This window comes from Sporosarcina soli (genome assembly GCF_042655805.1).
GTDB classification, from domain to species: Bacteria; Bacillota; Bacilli; order Bacillales_A; family Planococcaceae; genus Sporosarcina; species Sporosarcina soli.
On the sequence record NZ_JBHSNO010000012.1, the window covers coordinates 36,980 to 59,230 of the forward strand.

Consider the following 22,251-nt stretch of genomic DNA (forward strand, 5'->3'; position numbering starts at 1 on the left):
ATAAAGCTTGATGCCCATCGCAACCAATCTGATTTTAGACTACACGCTTGCTTTACTACAAATGCAGGGAAGTTAAAACAGAAAACAAGCGCACGGAAATCCGTGCGCTCTATTAACGTCTGGGCTTCAGACGCTTTGTACTTTACGCTTCGTCTTGTTTCTCACCAATCACTTCAGGTTCAGCTGCTGTCCCCTCTGCATCCCCTTCAAGCGACTCCATCTCCGCATCCGTGCGCGGCGCTGAGATCAGAACAAGTGCATGATCATCTTCACTTAAGATTTCATATTGGGACTTTTCACGGATATCCGCCACTGTAATCGTTTCACCGATCTTTAAGTCCGAAATATCGATATCAAAAGTCTCTGGTATATCCGAAGGTTTCACTTTAATTGTCACTTCACGATTCGGCTGCTGAAGAATGCCGCCCTCTTTTTCCCCTACGGAATTGCCTGTGAGATGGACAGGTACGTTCACTTCAAGCTCTTCGGTCATATTGATGGCCAAAAAGTCTGCATGGACGATTGTCCCTTTCAAGGCATCAGATTGATAATCACTCAAGACGACATTTAAATCTTTGCCATCTACGTTTAATTTCATAACGCCATTGCGACCTGTTTCGCGCAATGTGTTTAAGAGGTCACGCTCTTTAACAGCAATCGGTATCGATTCTGTTTTAAAGCCGTAAACGACGGATGGAACGATTCCCTCTTTACGTAATTCTGTTAATGTTGATTGTTTCGTTGCTTCTCTTAGTTCCGACTGAATTGTTGTACTCATATTGTTTAGTCACCTTTCTTGTGAAAAAGTTATTCTAAAGCATAAATACCCCATGACAGACGACATGAAACACACACCAATCAATCAAACAGCGTACTGACGGACTTCTCCTCGAATACACGAACGATCGCATCACCTAAAAGCTTGGCAATTGAAAGCTGTTGAATCTTCGGAGACGCTTGCGTTTTCGCAAGTTCGATTGAATTTGTAACGACCAATTCTTTAATTTTTGAGTTGTCGATCCGTTCGATAGCAGGACCGGACAACACAGGGTGTGTACAACAAGCATACACTTCTTTTGCTCCACTTTCGATTAAAGCGTTTGCTGCGATTGTAATTGTACCTGCAGTATCGATGATATCGTCAATGAGAATGGCTGTTTTCCCTTCTACATTTCCGACGATGTTCATCACTTCTGCAACGTTCGGGCGCGGGCGACGTTTATCGATGATTGCGATAGGGGCTTTCATACGATCTGCCATTTTCCGAGCACGTGTTACGCCACCGTGGTCCGGTGAAACAATGACTAATTCTTCCCGATTGAAGCCTTTTCCTTTGAAGTATTCCGTCAAGATCGGCTCGGCGACGAGGTGATCGATCGGAACATCAAAGAATCCTTGAATTTGCGGCGCATGTAGATCGATAGCGATAACACGGTTTGCACCAGCTGTCTCTAACAAATTGGCAACAAGCTTGGCAGTGATCGGTTCACGTGATCTTGCTTTGCGGTCTTGTCGCGCATATCCATAATAAGGCATGACAACATTGACAGTCCGTGCAGAAGCACGTTTCAGCGCGTCGATCATGATCAACAGTTCCATCAAATTCTCATTGACAGGGTTCGATGTCGACTGGATGACAAATACATCACAGCCTCGGATACTTTCTTCGATATTGATTTGCACTTCTCCATCACTGAATCGTTTTACAGAACATTGACCGAGCGGCCGCCCGATTGCCTCCGCCACTTCTTTCGCCAGTGATTCGTTGGAATTCAAAGAGAATATCTTCAGTTTATCGTTTGGATAATGATTAGCCATCATGGTCCCCCTGTTTATTTGAGTTTTAGTTTTTTTACATAGTCTTCTTTATTTTCCTGTCGCGCACGCGCAATTGCAAGTGAACTTTCTGGGACATTTTCTGAAATGGTTGAACCAGCGGCTATATAAGCACCTTTTCCAATTTTAACCGGTGCGATTAGATTGGAGTTGCAGCCAATAAATGCATCGTCTTCCACCGTCGTCACATGCTTATGCTTCCCGTCATAATTGACGACGATCGTACCGCAGCCAAAATTGACGCCGGACCCGACCTCCGCATCTCCAATATAGCTTAAATGGGATGCTTTACTGCCGTCTCCGATTGTCGATTTCTTCACTTCAACAAAGTTACCGATCCTCACCTTGTCGCCCAGTGCGGATTCCGGTCGGATATGGGCAAAGGGACCGATTGTCGTATCCGCGCCAATTTTACTCGCAAGGACGACCGATGAATGAACGGATGTCCCGTCACCGATTTCACTATTGACGATTTGACTGTTTGGCCCGATCGTACAATTTTCACCAATTACGGTATGCCCTTCAATCATTGTGCCCGGTTGGAGGAGCGTATCCCGTCCGATTTCCGCAGCGGCGCTAATATACGTATTGTCGGGATTGATGATCGTGACGCCATTGCGCATATGCTTTTCAGCAATACGGCGGCGCATCACGCTTTCTGCTTCAGCCAGTACAACACGGTCATTGACACCGAGCGTCTCACTGAAATCATCCGTCACAAAAGCCGATACCCTCGCATGTTCGGATTGTAAAATGCCGACAACATCCGGAAGATAATACTCCCCTTGGGCGTTATCATTTTTCACCTTTTTCAACGTTTCAAATAGCGCCTTGTTATCAAAACAATACGTTCCTGTATTGATTTCCGTTACTTTCTTTTCTTCTTCTGTTGCGTCCTTCTGCTCAACATTTCGAAGGACTTGTCCATCTTCTCCCCGGATGATTCTTCCGTATCCTGTCGGATCATCCGCATGGGCAGTCAGAATGGTCGCTTTAGCTCCTGTTGCATTATGATGGGCAATTAATGCCTCCATCGTTTCCGAGCGGATGAGTGGCGTATCGCCGCAAACGACAAGCGTGGTGCCTTCCAGACTCCCGATCAACGCCTCCGCCTGTTGGACGGCGTGCGCGGTGCCTAGTTGCTCTTGTTGCAGTACGTATTCACTCTTCTGGCCAAGCGTTTCTTCTACCGCTTCCGCTCCATGTCCGACAACCGTCACGATTCGGTCAGCTCCGAGACCGTGTATATGATCGATGACATGCTCGACCATCGGTTTCCCACAAACGGGATGTAGCACTTTATATAAACCGGATTTCATCCGTGTGCCCTGTCCTGCAGCGAGGACGACGGCATATGTATTTGTCATTTGTTTGCCCCCATCATCGATAAGGAATCGAAAACAATTCCTCTCTACTGTTTTCAATATTGACTATAGCTGAATTCAAGCTTTTTTTCAACTACATACCACTTGACAACCGGATTGCAATCTCTTATCATTATTAATCTCGTTTTTTACCACTTTTTCCAACGAGGACTCTCTATGTGAAAAGCCGCCTATTTTACAAACAGGCAGCCCCTTCCCCTTCATATGAAAATACATACTCCACACGGCTCGTACTCATGCACCTGCCCCTTCAAGTACTTCCTCCTTGGCTGAAGTGTGATAGGCGGCAAGTACTGCATCTTGGATTTTTGTTCGTGCATTGGAGTTGATCGGATGTGCCACATCCCGAAATTCCCCATCTGGTGTACGCTTGCTTGGCATTGCAACAAATAGCCCTTCGTTTCCGTCAATGACGCGGATATCGTGAACGACGAACTCATCATCAATTGTAATGGAGGCGATTGCCCTCATCCTACCGTCCGTTTCTACTCTTCTCAACCTTACATCCGTTACTTCCATCCGTTACCACTCCTTTTATCATTACAACGCATGACGTCTATATTCCACAAAAGAAAGCGTTTTCCTCCCGTGAAAACGAAATTTTTCAAAAACTTTTTCCATAAACGGCTCTTTTTTTTGAATTAAATCAAAAAAACATTACTGTATAGGACGCGGAAGGATTGGAAAAACCCGCCCGATTAACCGGGCGGGTTGGAATCACTTGTCCGTAAGAGCAATGACTTCGATTTCAATTTTTACGTCTTTTGGCAGTCTTGCCACTTCAACTGTTGAACGCGCAGGGGTATGAGATCCGAAATGTTGTGCATAGATTTCGTTTACAATGCCGAATTCATTCATATCTTTAATAAATACAGTCGCTTTAATTACCTGATCCAATGAAGAACCGGCTTCTGCAAGAACAGCTTTCAGATTGGCGAATACTTGATGCGTCTGCTCTTCAATCGCCCCTTCAACGAGCTCTCCTGCCGGCGTCAACGGAATTTGTCCGGATGTGTAAACCAAACCGTTAGCGATTACCGCTTGTGCATAAGGACCGATTGCCTTTGGTGCATTTTCTGTTGCTACATAATTCATCTCAATTTCCACCCTTCGTAAAATAGTTTCCTTCGTCCAATTCAATCGTTCGATCTTTTTCATTAACCCCATGAAGCTTCACAAGAGAAAGATAATTATCGACTAGGACTTCTTCATGGTGGACAGCTTCGACGAGGACCGCTATACCAGCAAGCTCGCAACCGAACTCTTCCAGTAAATTCTTCATCCCCACCATCGTTCCGCCGGCCTTCATAAAGTCATCAGTAATCAGCACTTTTTGTCCACTCTGCATGCTTCTCTTTGATAATACCATTGTTTGAATACGTCGTGTCGACCCTGAAACATAATTAATGCTTACAGTTGACCCTTCCGTCACTTTGCTATCCCGTCGGACAACGACGACAGGGACGTTCAAATGGCGGGCGATGGCATGGGCGATCGGTATCCCTTTTGTTGCAACCGTCATAATCGCGTCGATTTCCCTATCCGCGAATGCGGAGGCAAACACTTTGCCGACACGGTCCATGATACGGGGATTGCCGAGTAAATCTGTCATGAACAAATACCCCCCCGGCAATAATCGATCTGAATGGCCCAGCTCATCCTTTAAAAGGGCGATGACGTCACGGACTTCCGCTTCTGTCGTTTGAGGTACAAACTTTGCACCCCCTGCAGCCCCGGATACCGTCACCAGTTTTCCCGTGCCTTTCTCTTCGAACGTTTCCTTCACAATGGTCAGATCTTCACTAATGGAAGACTTCGCCGCTTTGTAACGCTCTGAAAAGAAAGTCAACGGAATGAGTTCATGTGGATGTTCCAACAGATGGCGCGTCATATCGACTAATCGCTCGCTCCTTTTCCACTTCACGGTACCAACTCCTAAATCCGAATCTTTTAATCGTACATTATCATAATCGTACGTTTCTAAGCAAGAAAATGACGTTCGCCAATCATTCGAACTGCATACACTTCTGAACAGAAGCCCTTTAGCCCGTTATAAATGCGCGGCACCCTTGACTCATGTTTCACAAGTCCAAAAACCGTTGGACCGCTGCCACTCATCAGTACTGCATCTGCACCGAATTTTTTCATCTGCTCCTTCAGTACAGCCACTTGTGGATGAATGCTCATCGTCACCGGTTCAAGAATATTACCGACCGAAGCACACATTTTGTCATAATCACCCTGCCGCAAAGCATTCATCATGCTCGCTGTATCGGGATGATCCATCTTTGATAGGCGCAAGTTTCCATATATGTCCGCTGTCGACACAGAAATCGGCGGTTTGGCAAGAATGACCCAGCAATTCGGCGGGGCCGGCAAGCTTTGGATTTTCTCCCCTCGTCCAGTAGCGAGAGCCGTACCGCCATGGACACAAAAAGAAACATCCGAACCAATGATTGCACCAAGCTCCGCTAACTTGTCCGCACTCAGCCCCAAGTTCCACAATCGATTCAATCCACGCAATGTGGCTGCCGCGTCCGAGCTCCCACCGGCTAATCCAGCGGCTACGGGAATGCTCTTTTCAAGAGTAATTTCAACGCCTTTCTGAATGCCATATCGTTGTTGGAGCAATTCTGCGGCCTGGTAGGCTAAGTTTTTCCGATCGTTCGGCACGAATCGTTCAGATGCCTTAATGATGATGTTTCCACTCTCTGCTGGGCGCAACCAAATCCGATCTGCCAGATCGACCGTCGTCATGATCATTTCCACTTCATGAAAACCATCTGATCGCTTATGTAATACATCCAATGTCAAATTAATTTTCGCGGGGGCCTTTTCATATAACATCCAGCCACCTCCATTCCAGCTTATAGTTGCTTCCTATTTTACCATAGGGTGCTTTGTTTGCATTGTGAAATAAGTATAATTATGAGGGGAATGAAGATCAATCACGCCGAGGCGTGATTGCGTCCAGATTTTGAATTGCGAATCGAACAACGAAGGGTTCGATTTGCCGTATTTCTGCGATCTTTGCAGAAATTAAGGCACTTTCCTTTTAGGACGTCGCGCACTTAGACTGCCCTCCATTATTCGTTCAGCGGGCGTTTGAACACCCGTTGAACAGTAAACCAAAAAACATTCATCTCGCCACCAATGAAGTGGGACTCTTCTGTAGCTGACGCTTCGCTTTCAGTACAAAAACATTTGCTGAATGAAGATAAAAAGGGCTATATCCACCGTCTGTAAGACGATTGAATATAGCCCTTCTTTTGTCAGCCTTTCTTGGACTTCGGGTCAGTCATAGCTTGTCGTTGTTCCGTGCTATTCCTCGTTCGGCCATTTCAATGGCACGTTTCACCATATTCCCAGCGTCCCGTGCTTTGATGCCTCCCCAACCTTCTCGCTCAACAACATCGTAAAAGCCAAGCTCTTTCGCAATTTCTTCCTTCAAGTGCTCAGACATAATACCACGTTTTCTCGCCATTCGGTTTTCCTCCTTTTCGGCTGACAAACACAGTATGTGCGAAAGACAAGAAAAAACACCTGTGCAAATCACTCCGATGCGAAGTGTTTACACAAGTGCTTTTTCAAAAAAATGAAATGAATTGAATCATAAATGCTGTTATTATTTGATGACAAACGCAGAGGAATCTGCGTCATCGAGAATCGTTATTTCAACCGCTTCGGTTAAAATATCTGCGTAGCTGTAAGATACCCTTTCAAACGCATTTTCGTCTTGGTCAAGTTCGACTACGAATACAGCACGATAAGTTTCACGCAGTACTCCAGCGCGTTCGATTGTCTTCTTCCGACCACCGTTCGCTTTTACTTGCAGCCTTTTACCAAGATGAGAATCCAATGACTTCTTAATGTCCGCTAATGTTTTTGGCATGTCGCTTACACCTCACTAAGTATAAGCATAACACTTTTAAAAAGTTCTGTCAATTAAAATGTTTATTTTAACAATGGACCATGCATCTTGTCAATCTTTTTATTATTGATCTAGTCATTTTTTTCGAAGAAAAGTTGATTTAACCTTTTCTTTTTTATCGTCCCTTGCCAAATTCCTCATATAAGGCATTGGATAGCTTTGCAAATTCTTGAATGCTCAGCGTCTCTCCGCGTCTGCCCGGCTCAATACCGGCTTTGTCAAATGCCTGCAAAATCTGCTCTTTTTTCGCTTTTCCATCAGGCAACGACGTTTGTAAATTATTAAAAATTGTTTTTCGCCGTTGAATAAAAGAACCTTTGGATACTTGGAAAAGGAAGTCTTCGTCGATCACCTCTGCTGGTGCCACTTCTTTCCTTGTCAGGCGCAGAACCGCTGATTCCACATTCGGCTGCGGCATGAATACCGTCTTCGGCACAATCATCGACACTTCTGCATCCATATAGTACTGAATGGCGATGGATAAAGAACCGTAAGCTTTTGTCCCTGGAACAGCTGTAATACGATCCGCCACTTCTTTTTGCATCATGATGACCATCCCGGAAATCGGAACTTTTCCGAGCAAGAACTTCATAATGATTGGCGTTGTCACATAATAAGGTAGATTGGCTACGACAACCACATCTTCATAATCCGCAAAATGATCCGCCATGACTTGTTTGAGATCGGCTTCCAATATATCCTGATGGACAACTGTCACATTATCGTAAGGGGATAATGTATCTTCCAATACAGGCAGAAGTCGCCCATCGATTTCAAAGGCCACGACTTTCCCGGCACTTCTGGCAATATGTTCTGTCAATGCCCCGATGCCCGGGCCTACTTCAATGACACCCGTCTTTTTTGTGAGATTTGCGTGTGAAACGATATTGCGCAATATATTTGGATCGATCAGGAAATTTTGACCTAAACTTTTTTTGAATGAAAATCCGTATTTATCAAGAATCTCTTTCGTCCTGACCGGAGTCGCGATATCTTTATTCATCTTTTTCCTCCTTGTCGAGAACTTGCAATGCTTCTTCCAGTCGATCCTGTCCAATTCGGAACATTTCCAACCGCTTTTTTAAACCTTTGCCGTTTACATGACCGATCTGCAACAATTCGCCGAGTCTCTCCCGCCGCCTTTTGGCATCAGGATGCCCCATCAATCGAGCCTCCATTAAATCAGCGAGCGAAATCGCCACAGTCGGTTGGTCATCTATGCTATAGACTGAGCGCAATGCTTCTCGAATATCCTCATCAGCGGCATGTTCAATACCGACACCTTTGCCGTTTTTCGCAATGGTCAGCTTTTTCTCCAAAAAAGCATGTTTCACGCCAGGGATACTTTCTTCAATGATGGAGCGAATTCTTCTACCTGGATAATCGGGATCCGTAAAAACAATCACACCACGTGTTTCCAATGCATGTTGAATGCGTGCAAGTGTTTCATGGTCAATGGCTGAGCCATTCGTTTCAATTGTATCCGCACCTGTTGCACGTCTTATGGCGATGGTATCCGACTTTCCCTCCACAACGATAATTTCTTTTATATTCACCAAAATCCTCTTTCCCATTCTGTTCTTACTTCAATTTTACTCTGCATGGACGCAGAAGTACAGAAAGGCACACGGAAGCAGCGTCAAACAGCTCGGTTTCCTCATGTAGAAACGGCGCAGAACACAATAATCCGCAGGACTGTTACAAGTCCTGCGGATCTCTAATCAATTACGTCTCGGTGGAATTGCGTCCGGAGGCTTTAACTTGATTCAGCCGGGGGTGACCCCACTGAATTAAATGCATAACTAGCACTCATCCAATCACTTATAGAAGTGAGGGACTTCTGCTGAATCAAGTTAGTCGATGATTTTCATTTTCACTTGGCGTCTTCCAAATTTATAGGCCTCGGACTTGGTCGGAACGTGAAGATCGATTTTCTTCCCTTTGATCGCTCCACCCGTATCCCCGGCTACTGCATATCCATAGCCTTCCACCCACACTTTTGAACCGAGCGGGATCACTTTCGGGTCAACTGCGATGACTTTCACATTCGGGTTCGCGCGCAGGTTAATACCTGTATGCGTAATACCCGAACAGCCATTACAATAAGCCGTATAGGCCGTAGCCGTTACGTAAAATTCCTTACCTCCCGAAGGTTCCGCATTACTGCGGGAGACACCGACACCGGAGGATGCACTTGCAACCATTTTCTTCGTACCGACCGCAACAATTTTCTTCTGCGGTTCGGTTATCGTCGTTTCCGCCAATAATGTACGGGAAACTTCTTTACCGTTTTCCTTCACCACTTCAAACTTCCGGGATACGGTTCCTTTTTTACCTTCTTGAACGACTTTTTCGCGTCCTTTCAGTAATTTTGGATCATTGCGCGTTTCCACTGCAAAGTTCGCCGGCTCTTCCACTACATCGGTGACCTTTTCCACTCGTACGACCTGCACAAAAGAGCCGGGCTTCAAATAGCCATCCGCCTTTCTGTTCAATCGGTCGTCTTCATTCAAATGAATGTTCTCTCTCTTTAAAAAGTCAGCGACCGTAGTCGAAGTGGACCATAATTTCTTCTCTTCTCCGCCATCTTCTAACGTCACTTCAAATGCCTTTTCGACGGCAATTAGATTGTCTGCTCCGACTTCCTCATCCAATGCTGGGCTGACCTGGTCGTGCTCAGTAATGTCGATGTCGGCTTGTGCCAGAACATCTTTTACTTTATCTTCAGTCGTCCAGATTGTTGTATTTTCCGGTCCGACTTGTATTGCAACTTCTTTTGCCTGTTCCCACCTGACCGACAAACCTTCTTCGATCGGTGTATTCACTGAGGGTGTTACTACATCGAATTCGGCAACTTCGATTTCCTGTGCGGAAAGAAGTTCACCAACTGTATGTGCATGTGTATTGATTGTTCGTTTTTCACCGTTCACTTCCAATGTGACCGATTGTTTCGTCCCTTCAAATAGGACAAGTGAAATGATAGCAACAAATAGGGTGATAGATAGGACTGTCACCACAACTTGTTTACTCCTCAATGACTTAAAGAACAGGTTTTCCATGGATCTATTTGACATGAAAAAAACTCCTCCTTCATCACTCGGCTGATTATAAAGGTTCCTTTTCCAAGTGTCAACCTATCCAGAATTGCTCTATGACATTACTAGAGACAGTCAGCCATTTTCAAAGTATAGGGAATATCCTCTTAATCTATTCATTCAATCTTAAATATTTTTAACGCGTTCGCGGTTGTTTGACGTGCCACTTCTTCAACCGGCAATTCCTTCAATCGTGCAATTTCCTCAGCGACGAGTACTACCCACGCAGGTTCATTCCGCTTGCCTCGATTCGGGTGAGGGGCAAGATAAGGTGCATCCGTTTCAATGAGCAGGTGATCGAGCGGGATTTCAGTTGCCACCTCTTTTGGTGTTCTCGCGTTTTTAAACGTCACCGGACCGCCTAAAGAAATCATGAAGTTCATCTGTATGCATTCTTTTGCCGTTTCAACACTTCCGCCAAAACAATGCATGATTCCACCTGTTATCTGCGCCTCCTCTTCTTTCAAAATCCGGACAACATCCGCCGTTGCATCACGGTTATGAATGATGACCGGGAGCTTCACTTTCTGCGCAAGACGGATCTGTTTCCTGAATAATTCTTGCTGGACGTCTTTGGGGGATTTATCCCAATAATAATCCAGTCCCGTCTCTCCGATACCGACGACTTTCGGGTGTGCAGCAAGCGACTCAATCCACTCCAAATCCTCCTCTGTGCAATCAATCGCATCGACCGGATGCCAGCCGACTACCGCGTAGACAAATGGATATTGTTCGGCAAGTTCCATCGCTTTTGTAATGGTTTTTCGGTCGAAACCGACTACAACCATTTTTTCAAGTTTTGCGTCAAGCGCACGTTGGATAACCGCTTCTACGTCTTCTTCAAATTGGTCCGCATTTAAATGGACATGTGTATCTATGAACATTTTTTTGATCGCCTCACAATGGTTTTATTCTATTCGAACGAATTGTATCATTTGTTACAAGTTGTTTACAACTTCGTAACAAAGCCGTAATTTCTATAACAAAAACGAAAATAAAAAGTGCCATACACTTGTCATCAAGCTCTATATTATCCGGTTTATCCGCCTAACAAGGTTTGTAATTTTATCCTTTCAAAAAATTAAAAAGAAACGGCGCGTACACGAATACGCCGTTTCCATTTATTAATTATTTGACCTATACGATTATTTAACCTGTGCGCCGTTTTCCAATGATGGATCAACAGTTGCCAGTTTTAAAATGCCATCTGACTTTCCTGCTAAAATCATGCCTTGTGATAATTCACCGCGTAATTTGACAGGTTTCAAGTTCGCTACGACAATCACTTTTTCGCCAACTAGCGACTCCGGTTCGTAATGTTCTGCAATACCAGACACAACTTGCCGTTGTTCGTAACCAAGATCCAATTGCAATTTCAACAATTTGTCCGCTTTCGGCATTTTTTCGCAAGCCGTCACAGTCGCAACGCGTAAATCGACTTTCATGAAATCATCAATCGTAATTTCATCTACCTCTTCCACTTCCTCCTGTTCGGCCGGCTCTGCTTGCGCAGGCGCCGTAACCGCCATTTGGTCGCGGATATAGACGACTTCTACGTCTGGATCGAGACGTGGGAAGATCGGTACACCTTTTTCAACAACTTTCGTGCCTGCAGGAATCGCCTCAAGGTTTCCAAGCGTATCCCATGCCAACCATTTTTCATCCAATCCGAGTTGGGCGACAATCTTTTTAGGCGCCTCCGTCATGAATGGTTGTAGCAGCACCGCAATATGACGAAGCGACGATGCAAGATGTGCCATGACCGAAGCTAACTTTCCACGATCTGCCTCTTCTTTCGCCAATACCCAAGGCGACGTTTCGTCAATATACTTATTGGTGCGAGATACGAGCGCCCATAATTCAGCAAGAACAACGCTGAATTGCATATTTTCCATGGCAGCCTCATATTTTTCTACAGTTTGTGCCATGAAAGACGTCAAACTTTCATCATAGGCTGTCGGTTCCAGTCCTTCTGTCGGTATGTCACCATTAAAGTATTTATTGATCATCGACACAGTCCGATTCAATAAATTCCCTAAATCATTTGCCAAGTCATAATTTGTACGTTCAACAAATGACTCTGGCGAGAATACGCCGTCTTGACCAAATGGCAATTCGCGAAGTAGGAAGTAACGTGTCGCATCCAGTCCGTAACGCTCGACAAGCATTTCCGGATAGACGACATTCCCTTTCGATTTCGACATCTTGCCGTCTTTCATCATGATGAAGCCGTGCGCAAACACTTTTTTCGGCAACGGCAAGTCTAACGCCATAAGGAAGATCGGCCAGTAAATCGTGTGGAAACGGACGATATCTTTTCCGACTACATGTACGTCCGCAGGCCAATATTTCTTGAACAGGTTATCGTCATCTGACCGGTAGCCGAGTGCGTTAATATAATTTGTCAAAGCGTCGACCCATACATAGATGACATGCTTTGGATCTCCAGGCACTTTAATGCCCCAATCAAATGACATACGAGAAACGGATAAGTCTTCAAGACCTGGTTTAATGAAGTTATTGATCATCTCATTTTTACGGGATTCCGGTTCGATGAATGTCGGATTGTCTTCGTAAAATTGCAGCAACCTGTCCGCGTATTTCTTCATATTAAAGAAGTAAGATTCCTCTTTCACTTTTTGCACTGGACGTCCACAGTCCGGGCAATTGCCGTTGTCCAGCTGTCCTTCCGTGTAATACGTTTCACAAGGGACACAATACCATCCTTCGTACTCCCCTTTGTAAATGTCACCATTGTCGAGGAATGTTTGGAAGATTTTTTCGACACCTTGTTTATGGCGCTCTTCTGTCGTACGAATGAAGTCATCATAGGAAATGTCCATGATTTCCCATACTTTTTTGGAAATGTCCGCAATGCCATCGACATATTGTTGCGGTGGCAAACCAGCCTCTTCCGCTTTTTCTTGTATTTTTTGTCCGTGTTCATCCATTCCTGTCAAAAATCGGACATCGTAGCCACGCAAACGCTTATAACGTGCCATCGCGTCCGAAGCAACCGTCGTATACGCAGTACCGATGTGGAATTTTCCGCTCGGATAGTAAATCGGGGTCGTAATATAAAATGTATTCTTCTGTTCAGCCACGAAAACTCCTCCAGTGTAATTAAATATACTTTCTATTCTATCGAAAGCACCCTTCCGATACAATGAATTTCACCATCATTCCTCTTTAACAGCCCGTCTAATTGTCTAGCCATACCCTATTTTTGGCGTTTCTATAAGTCGAAATCCGCTTTGGTGACCTTCTTTAACAGCTTAATATTTCGCCAAGGAAAACATTCGTCACTCGAAGAACATGGGATCAAAACTGCCTTAAAGACTGTATTGACTTCATTTCTAGTACTCTACTGGTTCTTCCCTTTCCATATGTAGTAAAAAACTATTATTTTTCACATAATTTCGAGATAGACTTATTGACGTAAAATGGAAGACTTGATATGATAAAAAGCAGACAATAGAATTATGTCGAATTTTGACGAAATTTCAAGTATTGGAAGGAGTACTTATAATGAAATCAACCGGTATTGTTAGGAAAGTCGATGAACTTGGACGTGTAGTCATTCCCATCGAATTGCGCCGTACATTAGGTATCGAACAGAAAGATGCCTTGGAGATCTATGTTGATGATGACAAAATCATCTTGAAAAAGTACATGCCGAATATGACTTGTTCAATTACAGGCGATGTGTCTGACGACAATTTAAGCCTAATCGGCGGCAAGTTGATCTTAAGCCCTGCAGGTGCGGAACAATTGATCAACGAAATTCAAGAAAACTTAAAAAAATGATATTGCACTACGATTATCCAGAATGGCGAGCCGTTCTGGTTTTTTTGTCCACTCTCCTTTTTGCGTCCATCTACAAAAAAAGCGCCGCTTCGTTGGACTTAACCTTCTTAGCATGCGCTTCTCCTTCTTCATTCTTCTTCAACGTGGTACGCTTGATAGACATCACGTCGGCTCAATCCTCTTTCCGTTGCCACTTCCCGAATTGCCTCTTTTGAACGAATTTCTTTTCTTTCTATTAATGAGGCGACATGCTCACGGATACTCATTTCATTCCACCATGCCGGTTCTTCTTCCTCAACAGCACCATCGCCTCCTTCAATTACAATACAGAACTCCCCTCGCACTTCATGTGTTTCTACCCAATGAACGGCTTCTACCAATGTGCCACGTAGAAATTCTTCAAAACGTTTTGTCACTTCCCGTGCAAGAACAACCGAACGATCCCCGCCAAAACTTGCTTCCAACGCAAGCAATGTCTCTTTTAACCGATGGGGGGCTTCGTATAAGATGATTGTCTCCTCACGATTTTTTAAAGTTTCCAATTGACTGCCCCGCTCTTTTTTATGCCGAGACAAAAATCCGAAGAATAAAAAAGGTTGAGGGACTAATCCGGATGCAACCAGTGCGCTAATGGCTGCATTTGCCCCAGGAACCGGAACAACATCATAACTTGCAGCAACCGCTTTCGCTACAATATCTGCTCCCGGGTCTGAAATGCAAGGCATTCCTGCGTCACTGACAAGGGCAACGGACTTGCCATCCTCCAACATTTTCAAAATCTTTTCCCCGCCGACTTCAAGATTGTGCTCATGATAACTCATTAGCGGTGTCTGAATATCGAAATGATTACATAGTCTAATCGTATTTCGCGTATCTTCTGCCGCTATCACATCCGCTTCCTTTAATATTCTTATGGCCCGAAACGTCATATCTTCAAGATTGCCGATTGGTGTCCCGACAAGAAATAACTTTCCGCCTCCCGCTTCAGCACTTTTTTGTGACTTCATGCCCTATTTTCTCCTTTCCGATATACCGTTCTTTCGACTCTCTTGTCAATTGCTTGAATCGATATTCTGCCTGCATCGCTTCCCGCTTCGTTTCAAAACTTTCGTAGTAGATACAATGGACAGGTTTTCTCGCGCGTGTATATTTCGCCCCTTTTCCTTCATTATGGACTTGGATGCGCTTCTCTAAATCGTTTGTATAGCCTGCGTAATAGGAACCATCTTTGCACTCCAACACGTAAAAGAAATGCTCAGTTTTCTTGTCCATATAAAAGCTGCCTCACTTCTTCCGTATAAGCACCATCCGCACCGTACACATAGAGTGGTGGTAATATTTTTAAATCCGGCTTTCCGTCTTTAATCCCTTCGATCAGCAATGTATTCGCTTCTTTTCCCTCTTTCGGATAAACAAAACGGATCCGCTTGGGCTCCAATCGATTGGCACGCATCGCCGTCACAATATCGAGCAAACGTCCCGGCCGATGGACAAACGCCGCTTTTCCACCTTGCTTCAATAATTCACTCGCCGATTGAATCGCTTGTTCAAGATTTAACTTGATTTCATGTCTGGCAATGGCAACATGCTCCAACAGATTCTTTTCGCTCGCCTCATGTGCTGGAAAATAAGGTGGATTGCATGTCACCGTATCGTATCTTTCATAACCTAATCGGGATGCGATGTTAATGACGTCATCGTTTACGACGTGAATCCTGTTTTCCAATCCATTGTAACGAATACTTCTTTCCGCCATATTGGCCAAGCGTTCCTGCAATTCGACCGCAGTGATTTCTGCATTCGTCCGCGCACTTAAAAACAAAGGGATAGCCCCATTGCCGGCACATAAGTCGACAATCTTCCCTTTGCGGATCGGGACATAAGCGAACTTTGCTAACAAAACGGCATCCAAGGAAAAAGAAAATACAGATGGGCTTTGAATGATCCGTAAGCCTTCCGCCAATAAATAATCAAGTCGCTCATCGTCTCGTAATATGTTTTCCATTTACTTCGCTCCTCAAAAAGAAAAACCGATACCTATAGATTTATAGGATCGGCTCACTTCATACGTTTTGTTTATTTAAAAAGGAAAGACAAAAAAGACAATCTTCTCCCTTTCTGCTGCTACCGTAATGGACGTTGCAGACGTGAAACCCTTCGTTATAAAGACGCGCAAGGTTATCGACACCTTCCCCGACATCCACTTTTCCTGTTTTTTTCTTCGGTTGTTTCTTATTCGAAGGCTTTGCTTGTTCATCGATTTCTTCAAGCCGCTTACGCAAATGATGGTTTTCGAGTTGAAGCGAATGGTTCTCTTCCGTCATCTGCGCAACGAAACCAATCAATTCGCGGAATTGCTTATGTGTAGATTCAAGTTGCTGCTCGAATTCCATAATTCTGTCCAGAAAGTTCCTTTCTTTCAACTATTCCACCTCATCATTTCATCAATTGAGCCATATTGTTTTGTTGATTCAACAATTCTTCTAAGGAATATTCCAATACATGATCCTGCTCGGTCAGATTCACTTGAAGGAGACGCTCAAGCAAATTCAGACCTACAACTTTTCCAACCCCGTCCGGCGTATGGACACGCGTTCCAACATCTGGCATAAGCGCTTTTGCTTCCTCATAGTCATCATTTTCATATTTCAGACAACACATAAGGCGTCCACAAAGACCCGATATTTTGGATGGATTCAGTGACAAGTTCTGATCCTTCGCCATCTTAATCGACACCGGTTCAAAATCGCCGAGAAATGTCGAACAACAAAGCATCCGTCCGCAAGGCCCTATACCACCTAGCATTTTGGCCTCATCTCTTACACCAATTTGGCGCAACTCAATCCTTGTACGGAAGATGGAGGCAAGGTCTTTGACAAGATTGCGGAAATCGACACGACCTTCTGCTGTAAAGTAAAAGACAATCTTATTCCGATCGAATGTATATTCAACATCGACCAACTTCATCTCCAACTTATGCTCCAAAATCTTGTCTACCCCCGTACTGAAAGCCCTTTCGGCTTCAATACGGTTTTCTTCCACTTTTTCCTGATCTTCTTGCTGAGCCGGGCGAATGATTTTCTTCAATGGAAGCACGACATCATTTTCATCGACTTCCCTTATTCGCCCTGCCACTTTGCCATACTCAATCCCTCTAGCAGTCTCAACAATGACATAATCTCCCTCGACAAGATGAAAATCGAGCGGATCGAAATAATATATTTTACCCGCTTTTTTAAAGCGGACTCCGACAACTTTATACAACGAGTAACCCCTCCTGCATGCTAAGCACCAATTGTTCCATTAACAGTGTACGGTTCATATTGCCATGCAGCTGCTTTTTCGCCTGTAAAATTGCATCCATATGAGCTGACAACTTGCTATAAGTCATCTTCATTGAAAGACTTCTTAAAAATTCTTGCTGATCCGGAAATGTAGGAACAGATTGCAAGCCTGCTTTATAGGCAACAATATCCCTATAAGCATAGAGAAGTAAGTCAAGCCCTCTTTCCGTTTCTTCTTTCTCCTTAAATAAGGAGGCCCAGTCCGATTGGATGAATAACAGCGCTTCTTGGACATGTAAATCTGATGCTTCAACTAATTTTAACACTGTTTTTCGCATGTGTGCAAACTGATCATCATTTGCTAATTCAAAGGCCTCATCGGGGTCAGCTGTCACCATCGTGACCGTCGCTGCCATCGAAGTGGTAATCCCTTTCTCTACTAAATTTTCAATCATCCTCTCTCTGGAGGGGGGATGAAAAGCGATCCGCTGACATCTTGATTGAATTGTCGGTAAAATCGAGTGATAGGCTTCAGTTAGCAGTATCGCCGTCACTTCGCCTTCAGGTTCTTCAAGAAATTTCAGCAATGTATTTGCTGCAGCGACATTCATACGTTCGGCTGCAGCTATAATGTAGATTTTTCGTCCGAGCTCAAACCCTTTTTTCGTCATCGTGAAAATCAAGTCAGACATTTGCTCTTTCTTTATATCCTGTCCGTCTGGACGAATCATTGTAATATTAGGATGATTCCGGGAAGTGACGCGGCGACAAGAATGACATGTTTCACATGGAACACTATTTTCAGGCTGATCACAAAGAAGCAATTTAGCGAAATAGAGTGCAATCGCTTCTTTCCCAGTTCCTCTCTCACCGTCGAACAAGTAGGCATGACCAATCCGGCCATTTTGAAATGAAGTAGAAATTCGCTTCATCACTACATGCTGCTCTTCAAAAAATCGACGTTCTTTTTCAACTGTCATCTTGAACACCTCCTTGTTCGTTCACAACTCGGGATATACCGATGTTAATTTGTACTTGTCCCACATCAACCGTTCAGTGCAAACACTTAATTGAATGTCCGAAATTCAAAATAAACATAATACTTTCATATTTTCTAAAAAATCCCGTGTTTCTAAAAAAAACAGAAAACACGGGATTACATGTATAGATTAATAAGAAGTCCTTTGATTTCACCGATTTTAGCCAATAAATCGACAGACGTCTTTTCTTCATCCAACAAGTCTTCCGCTAATTCTATAAGCTTTTCGTCAATCGTTTCCACAAGCTTCAACCGACGTCCTTCACCGAACTGGTTCCAAGTATGGGATTGCTTTAGGCCCAAACCAGATTCAACAGCTTCCTTCAGGAAACGGCGAACCAACATTTTAAACTTTGCCATATCCCGTAAATTACGGGAACGTGCAATTCGATCGCCAGCCGCTGAAATATCGCCCATTAGTCGAGTGATCTGTTCACCATGAAGACGTTGCTCTTGTTTCATGACCATTTGACCGAACCGCGCTCCACTTTGTGTTGATTGCAACGGATCGCTCCTCAGCTTATCCAGACCGGCCCTATAGTCGCTATTGACTTTCATTTCGGCTCACCTCGGTCCATCAAAAATGGTGAAATTGTTCGATAGGAAGAACAAACACAGTTGCTCCACCCACTTCAACCTCAACCGGATAGGGAATATAAGAGTCCGCATTGCCTCCCATCGGTGAAACAGGCGCGACCATTTGATCCCGTGAACGGCAATTTTCCCGAATGAGTTCAAGTGCCTTAGGTACAAGGCTATCATCGGTACCAATAAGGAATGTTGTATTACCCGATCTCAAAAATCCACCCGTACTCGCTAATTTCGTAGCCCGGAAGTCATTTTTAGTCAATGCTGTCGATAATCGATTGCTGTCCTGATCCTGTACAACTGCCACAACCAATTTCACGGTAATCTCCCCTTTTCATCCGCTTTCTAATCATTATATCATGAATCCAACGATTAAATGAATTGCGCGCCTATGATTTTCCAAACATTTTCCGTCACGAGCTCTTTCGGCAACGATGCATCCGTCAATTGAATCCGATCAGGATAACGGCGGATCAGCTCTTGATAACCTTCATAAACATTACGGTGGAAATGGAGGCTTTCATTGTCTAACCGATTTTCTTCACGCTGATCATTCTTCGCAATCCGGGCAAGCCCCACTTCCGGATCAATATCAAAGAATACCGTTAAATCCGGCATGACCCCATCGATTGCAAATGCATTGATTGCCCATACCTCATCAATACCAAGCCCTCGTGCATAGCCTTGATAAGCAAGTGAACTGTCCACAAACCGATCACATAAAACCGTATAACCTTCATGAAGGGCAGGAATCACTTTTTCGGCAAGATGCTGTCTTCTCGCTGCGGCATAGAGTAATGCTTCAGTTCTTGCATCCATTTCCTGATGGTCATTATCCAAAATGATGGTACGTATTTTTTCTGCAATCCGGATGCCCCCCGGTTCACGCGTCAGAAGTACATTTCGGCCGTCCTCTTTCAGGCGATGATAGATTTCCTGTATAACCGTCGTCTTCCCCGCCCCTTCCGGACCTTCAAATGTGATGAATTGACCTTTCTGTACCATGTTATTCTTCCATTCCTTTCTTTACGACAAGCATTTGTTTTTCATGGACCCGGATTGCGCCTTGGAACTTGGCTCCCATTCTTTGCAATTCATCCAAATAACAGACATCTTCTTCCGATACCCTTTCCCCGCTTATTAAAAAGGGGATGCCAGGCGGATAAGGTATAATGGAACCCGCCACTACACGCCCGGCCGATTGTTCAAAAGGTATCCACTCAGACTCCATTTCTGCAATCTTCGCAAATGAATACACGGGGCTTGAAATCTCTTCATTAAATACTGGCACTTCCGCTGCAACATTGGCGTTATGCTGCACTTCCAGTTCTGCAATCGCCCACTGGATACGACGACAAGTTTCTTCAAACGGATAATCCGTTTCCGATTTTAATAATGGCAACACAAATAGCACTTGATAAGGATCTGCAAGCTCACTGTACACGCCTTGCTTTTCCAAACACCTTTGGAGTTCAAACCCCGAATAGCCTTCCATTCTCAAAAGGAGCTTAAGGGGATCATCCGATTCCACCGTTTGTAATCGTGGGTTTGATTTCAACCGTTTGATAAATGACAGGCGCTTTATCATGAATATGGCTTTATCTTCCTCTGTATAGGAAGCGATATACGAACGCGCATCGTCAAGAGAAGCCATCAATATATATGAAGGGCTACTGGACTGCAGCATTTGTAAATAATGAGCAATTAATTGGCTTGAGACAAGAGTCGATTTGATATGTAGAAAAGACGCCATAGTCATCGCAGGCAAAGTTTTATGTGCTGAATGGACGACGACATCTGCCCCCAGTTCTAGAGCCGACTTCGGAAAAGGCTCTCCAGCAACAAAATGTGCACCATGCGCTTCATCCACCAGTACAGGAATTCCGTAAGAATGACAAATTTTAATTGTGTCTTTCAATTCACTCCCTGTCGTCCCATAATAGGTCGGATACGTCAGGATAACCGCTTTCGCATACGGATATGCCTCAATCGCCCTTTTCATTGTGTCCGCTGTCAGAACGCCTGCCGACTTTGTAGAATCATCCCAATTTGGAGAAACATACACCGGCTTTGCCCCCGTCAATTCAATCGCATGAAAAACGGATTTATGGGCATTGCGTTGAACAATGATTGTATCACCTGCCCGACAAGTTGCATACACCATCGCCAAATTCCCAACTGTCGAACCGTTCACAAGGAAAAAACTACAATCGGAAGAATAAGTGGATGCCAATAGCTGCTGCGCTTCTGCTATTACACCAGCAGGCTCATGAAGATCATCCAACCCTTCTAGTTCAGTAAAATCATAGCGGAGAGCGTCGCGTAGCTCCATCGGCAATCCTGATAGACGCCCATGTTTATGTCCCGGTACGTGAAATGAAACCGGGTTTGCCCTTTCAAATTCTAGAAGCTTTCGGATCAGCGGACGCTCCTTATATTCCATTATAACAATCCCCTCTTTCTTCTATATATAAGGGAAGGTATAAAATCGAAAGAATACCTTTTACCAAATATCAATTCTAACACACAAAAAAGTCATTACCTATTTAAATAGTACCTGCGCGACTTGCATCCTGCAAACCCAAGTGGAATTGAGCGAAGATAAGGGTACTTTGCAGCGCTGTGGCGAGAGATTGATCGCTTGTAAGTTGTTTTGAGCGCTAGAGTGGCAGTTTGATCGCTTAAAAATAGCTTTGAGCGAAAAGGTTAGCGTTTGATCACTTAGAAGTTACTTTGAGCGTTGAGCTAGATGTTTGATCACTTAAAGGTTACCTTGAGCTCTAAGACAGGGAATTGATCACTTAGAAGTTACTTTAAGCGCCCGCGGAAGGTATTTGAGCGCTTCATGCATTAGAATAATCATAGGCTTCCCCTTTTTAACATTTCAACGTCTATTTTTCTATTTGTAAACACAAAAAAAGCCATTACCTATCGGCAATGACCTTGACGCCTGGCGACGTCCTACTCTTGCAGGGGAAACCCCCGACTACCATCGGCACGCGAGCTTAACTTCCGTGTTCGGGGCTGCGAAAGGCGATGGACGGCAGATTTCTTCGTCAGCTTCAGTCGTCCGGTTCTCGCGTATATCATACGCTCCGATCCTCCTACCTTCGCTTCCTTGAACTCCACCATCCCTCCCCTTTCTCGCGTTCCATTAAATAAGTGCAAAATAAACCTTCGGTTTTTCTATTTATATACAAAAAAGCCACTACCTATTGGCAATGACCTTGACGCCTGGCGACGTCCTACTCTTGCAGGGGAAATCCCCGACTACCATCGGCGCTGA

The 22,251-nt window shown here is 44.4% G+C and carries 25 protein-coding genes; 1 reads left to right on the forward strand and 24 read right to left on the reverse strand.

Annotated features, from left to right (window positions below):
• Positions 1-142: 142 nt before the first annotated feature.
• The 14 genes from ACFPRA_RS18660 to metG all read right to left on the reverse strand — a co-directional run bounded on the left by ACFPRA_RS18660 (position 143) and on the right by metG (position 13,351).
• Positions 143-778: a 50S ribosomal protein L25/general stress protein Ctc gene (locus tag ACFPRA_RS18660; protein WP_381438036.1), complete on the reverse strand. Its 636-nt coding sequence runs from the start codon at positions 776-778 to the stop codon at positions 143-145.
• Positions 779-858: 80 nt separating this feature from the next.
• Positions 859-1,818 carry a ribose-phosphate diphosphokinase gene (locus ACFPRA_RS18665; protein WP_381438038.1) on the reverse strand — a complete coding sequence of 320 codons (960 nt, stop codon included), beginning with the start codon at positions 1,816-1,818 and terminating at the stop codon, positions 859-861.
• A gap of 14 nt (positions 1,819-1,832) precedes the next feature.
• Positions 1,833-3,203, reverse strand: a complete 1,371-nt coding sequence (gene glmU / locus ACFPRA_RS18670; RefSeq protein WP_381438040.1) for a bifunctional UDP-N-acetylglucosamine diphosphorylase/glucosamine-1-phosphate N-acetyltransferase GlmU — start codon at positions 3,201-3,203, stop codon at positions 1,833-1,835.
• Between the two features lie 252 nt (positions 3,204-3,455).
• A complete protein-coding gene (gene spoVG / locus ACFPRA_RS18675) occupies positions 3,456-3,740 on the reverse strand; it encodes a septation regulator SpoVG (RefSeq protein ID WP_381438042.1) in 285 nt (94 codons plus the stop codon).
• A 198-nt stretch (positions 3,741-3,938) separates the two neighbouring features.
• Positions 3,939-4,316, reverse strand: a complete 378-nt coding sequence (locus ACFPRA_RS18680) for a RidA family protein (RefSeq protein ID WP_239392504.1) — start codon at positions 4,314-4,316, stop codon at positions 3,939-3,941.
• A 1-nt stretch (position 4,317) separates the two neighbouring features.
• A complete protein-coding gene (purR, locus tag ACFPRA_RS18685; protein ID WP_239392505.1) occupies positions 4,318-5,145 on the reverse strand; it encodes a pur operon repressor in 828 nt (275 codons plus the stop codon).
• Positions 5,146-5,201: 56 nt separating this feature from the next.
• Entirely contained in the window at positions 5,202-6,068 is an 867-nt protein-coding gene (gene ispE, locus ACFPRA_RS18690; RefSeq protein WP_381438046.1) for a 4-(cytidine 5'-diphospho)-2-C-methyl-D-erythritol kinase, read from the reverse strand.
• Positions 6,069-6,519: 451 nt separating this feature from the next.
• Complete coding sequence (locus ACFPRA_RS18695) at positions 6,520-6,705, reverse strand: small, acid-soluble spore protein, alpha/beta type (protein ID WP_381438048.1); 186 nt, start codon at positions 6,703-6,705, stop codon at positions 6,520-6,522.
• Positions 6,706-6,846: 141 nt separating this feature from the next.
• Entirely contained in the window at positions 6,847-7,113 is a 267-nt protein-coding gene (gene veg, locus ACFPRA_RS18700) for a biofilm formation stimulator Veg (protein ID WP_239392508.1), read from the reverse strand.
• Positions 7,114-7,267: 154 nt separating this feature from the next.
• Positions 7,268-8,155: a 16S rRNA (adenine(1518)-N(6)/adenine(1519)-N(6))-dimethyltransferase RsmA gene (rsmA, locus tag ACFPRA_RS18705; RefSeq protein ID WP_381438051.1), complete on the reverse strand. Its 888-nt coding sequence runs from the start codon at positions 8,153-8,155 to the stop codon at positions 7,268-7,270.
• Positions 8,148-8,708 carry a ribonuclease M5 gene (gene rnmV / locus ACFPRA_RS18710; RefSeq protein WP_381438054.1) on the reverse strand — a complete coding sequence of 187 codons (561 nt, stop codon included), beginning with the start codon at positions 8,706-8,708 and terminating at the stop codon, positions 8,148-8,150. The genes rsmA and rnmV overlap by 8 nt, the downstream gene beginning before the upstream one ends.
• Positions 8,709-9,005: 297 nt before the next feature.
• Entirely contained in the window at positions 9,006-10,226 is a 1,221-nt protein-coding gene (locus tag ACFPRA_RS18715) for a ubiquitin-like domain-containing protein (protein WP_381438056.1), read from the reverse strand.
• 137 nt (positions 10,227-10,363) lie between these two features.
• Positions 10,364-11,131 carry a TatD family hydrolase gene (locus ACFPRA_RS18720; protein WP_381438058.1) on the reverse strand — a complete coding sequence of 256 codons (768 nt, stop codon included), beginning with the start codon at positions 11,129-11,131 and terminating at the stop codon, positions 10,364-10,366.
• A 261-nt stretch (positions 11,132-11,392) separates the two neighbouring features.
• Positions 11,393-13,351, reverse strand: a complete 1,959-nt coding sequence (gene metG, locus ACFPRA_RS18725; protein WP_381438060.1) for a methionine--tRNA ligase — start codon at positions 13,349-13,351, stop codon at positions 11,393-11,395.
• A 424-nt stretch (positions 13,352-13,775) separates the two neighbouring features.
• On the opposite strand from metG, the gene ACFPRA_RS18730 reads away from it, so the two are divergent.
• Entirely contained in the window at positions 13,776-14,054 is a 279-nt protein-coding gene (locus tag ACFPRA_RS18730; RefSeq protein WP_381438063.1) for an AbrB/MazE/SpoVT family DNA-binding domain-containing protein, read from the forward strand.
• 128 nt (positions 14,055-14,182) lie between these two features.
• Here the strand turns inward: ACFPRA_RS18730 and rsmI are convergent, their stop codons facing one another.
• From rsmI to ACFPRA_RS18780, 10 genes are all read right to left on the reverse strand, one after another.
• Positions 14,183-15,061, reverse strand: a complete 879-nt coding sequence (gene rsmI / locus ACFPRA_RS18735) for a 16S rRNA (cytidine(1402)-2'-O)-methyltransferase (protein WP_381438066.1) — start codon at positions 15,059-15,061, stop codon at positions 14,183-14,185.
• Complete coding sequence (locus ACFPRA_RS18740; protein WP_381438068.1) at positions 15,039-15,326, reverse strand: GIY-YIG nuclease family protein; 288 nt, start codon at positions 15,324-15,326, stop codon at positions 15,039-15,041. The genes rsmI and ACFPRA_RS18740 overlap by 23 nt, the downstream gene beginning before the upstream one ends.
• Positions 15,310-16,059: a tRNA1(Val) (adenine(37)-N6)-methyltransferase gene (locus ACFPRA_RS18745; protein WP_381438070.1), complete on the reverse strand. Its 750-nt coding sequence runs from the start codon at positions 16,057-16,059 to the stop codon at positions 15,310-15,312. Before ACFPRA_RS18745 ends, ACFPRA_RS18740 begins: the two co-directional genes overlap by 17 nt.
• Positions 16,060-16,117: 58 nt before the next feature.
• Positions 16,118-16,477: a DNA replication initiation control protein YabA gene (yabA, locus tag ACFPRA_RS18750; protein ID WP_381438072.1), complete on the reverse strand. Its 360-nt coding sequence runs from the start codon at positions 16,475-16,477 to the stop codon at positions 16,118-16,120.
• Between the two features lie 13 nt (positions 16,478-16,490).
• Positions 16,491-17,318 carry a PSP1 domain-containing protein gene (locus tag ACFPRA_RS18755; protein WP_381438075.1) on the reverse strand — a complete coding sequence of 276 codons (828 nt, stop codon included), beginning with the start codon at positions 17,316-17,318 and terminating at the stop codon, positions 16,491-16,493.
• Entirely contained in the window at positions 17,311-18,318 is a 1,008-nt protein-coding gene (holB, locus tag ACFPRA_RS18760; RefSeq protein ID WP_381438077.1) for a DNA polymerase III subunit delta', read from the reverse strand. The genes ACFPRA_RS18755 and holB overlap by 8 nt, the downstream gene beginning before the upstream one ends.
• A 176-nt stretch (positions 18,319-18,494) precedes the next feature.
• Positions 18,495-18,935, reverse strand: coding sequence for a YaaR family protein (locus tag ACFPRA_RS18765; protein ID WP_239392520.1), 441 nt, complete (start codon positions 18,933-18,935; stop codon positions 18,495-18,497).
• 19 nt (positions 18,936-18,954) lie between these two features.
• Positions 18,955-19,284 carry a cyclic-di-AMP receptor gene (locus tag ACFPRA_RS18770; protein WP_239392521.1) on the reverse strand — a complete coding sequence of 110 codons (330 nt, stop codon included), beginning with the start codon at positions 19,282-19,284 and terminating at the stop codon, positions 18,955-18,957.
• Positions 19,285-19,337: 53 nt separating this feature from the next.
• On the reverse strand, positions 19,338-19,970 hold the full coding sequence (tmk, locus tag ACFPRA_RS18775) for a dTMP kinase (RefSeq protein WP_381438080.1): 633 nt from the start codon (positions 19,968-19,970) through the stop codon (positions 19,338-19,340).
• A gap of 1 nt (position 19,971) precedes the next feature.
• Entirely contained in the window at positions 19,972-21,408 is a 1,437-nt protein-coding gene (locus ACFPRA_RS18780; protein ID WP_381438082.1) for an aminotransferase class I/II-fold pyridoxal phosphate-dependent enzyme, read from the reverse strand.
• Between the last annotated feature and the right edge of the window lie 843 nt (positions 21,409-22,251).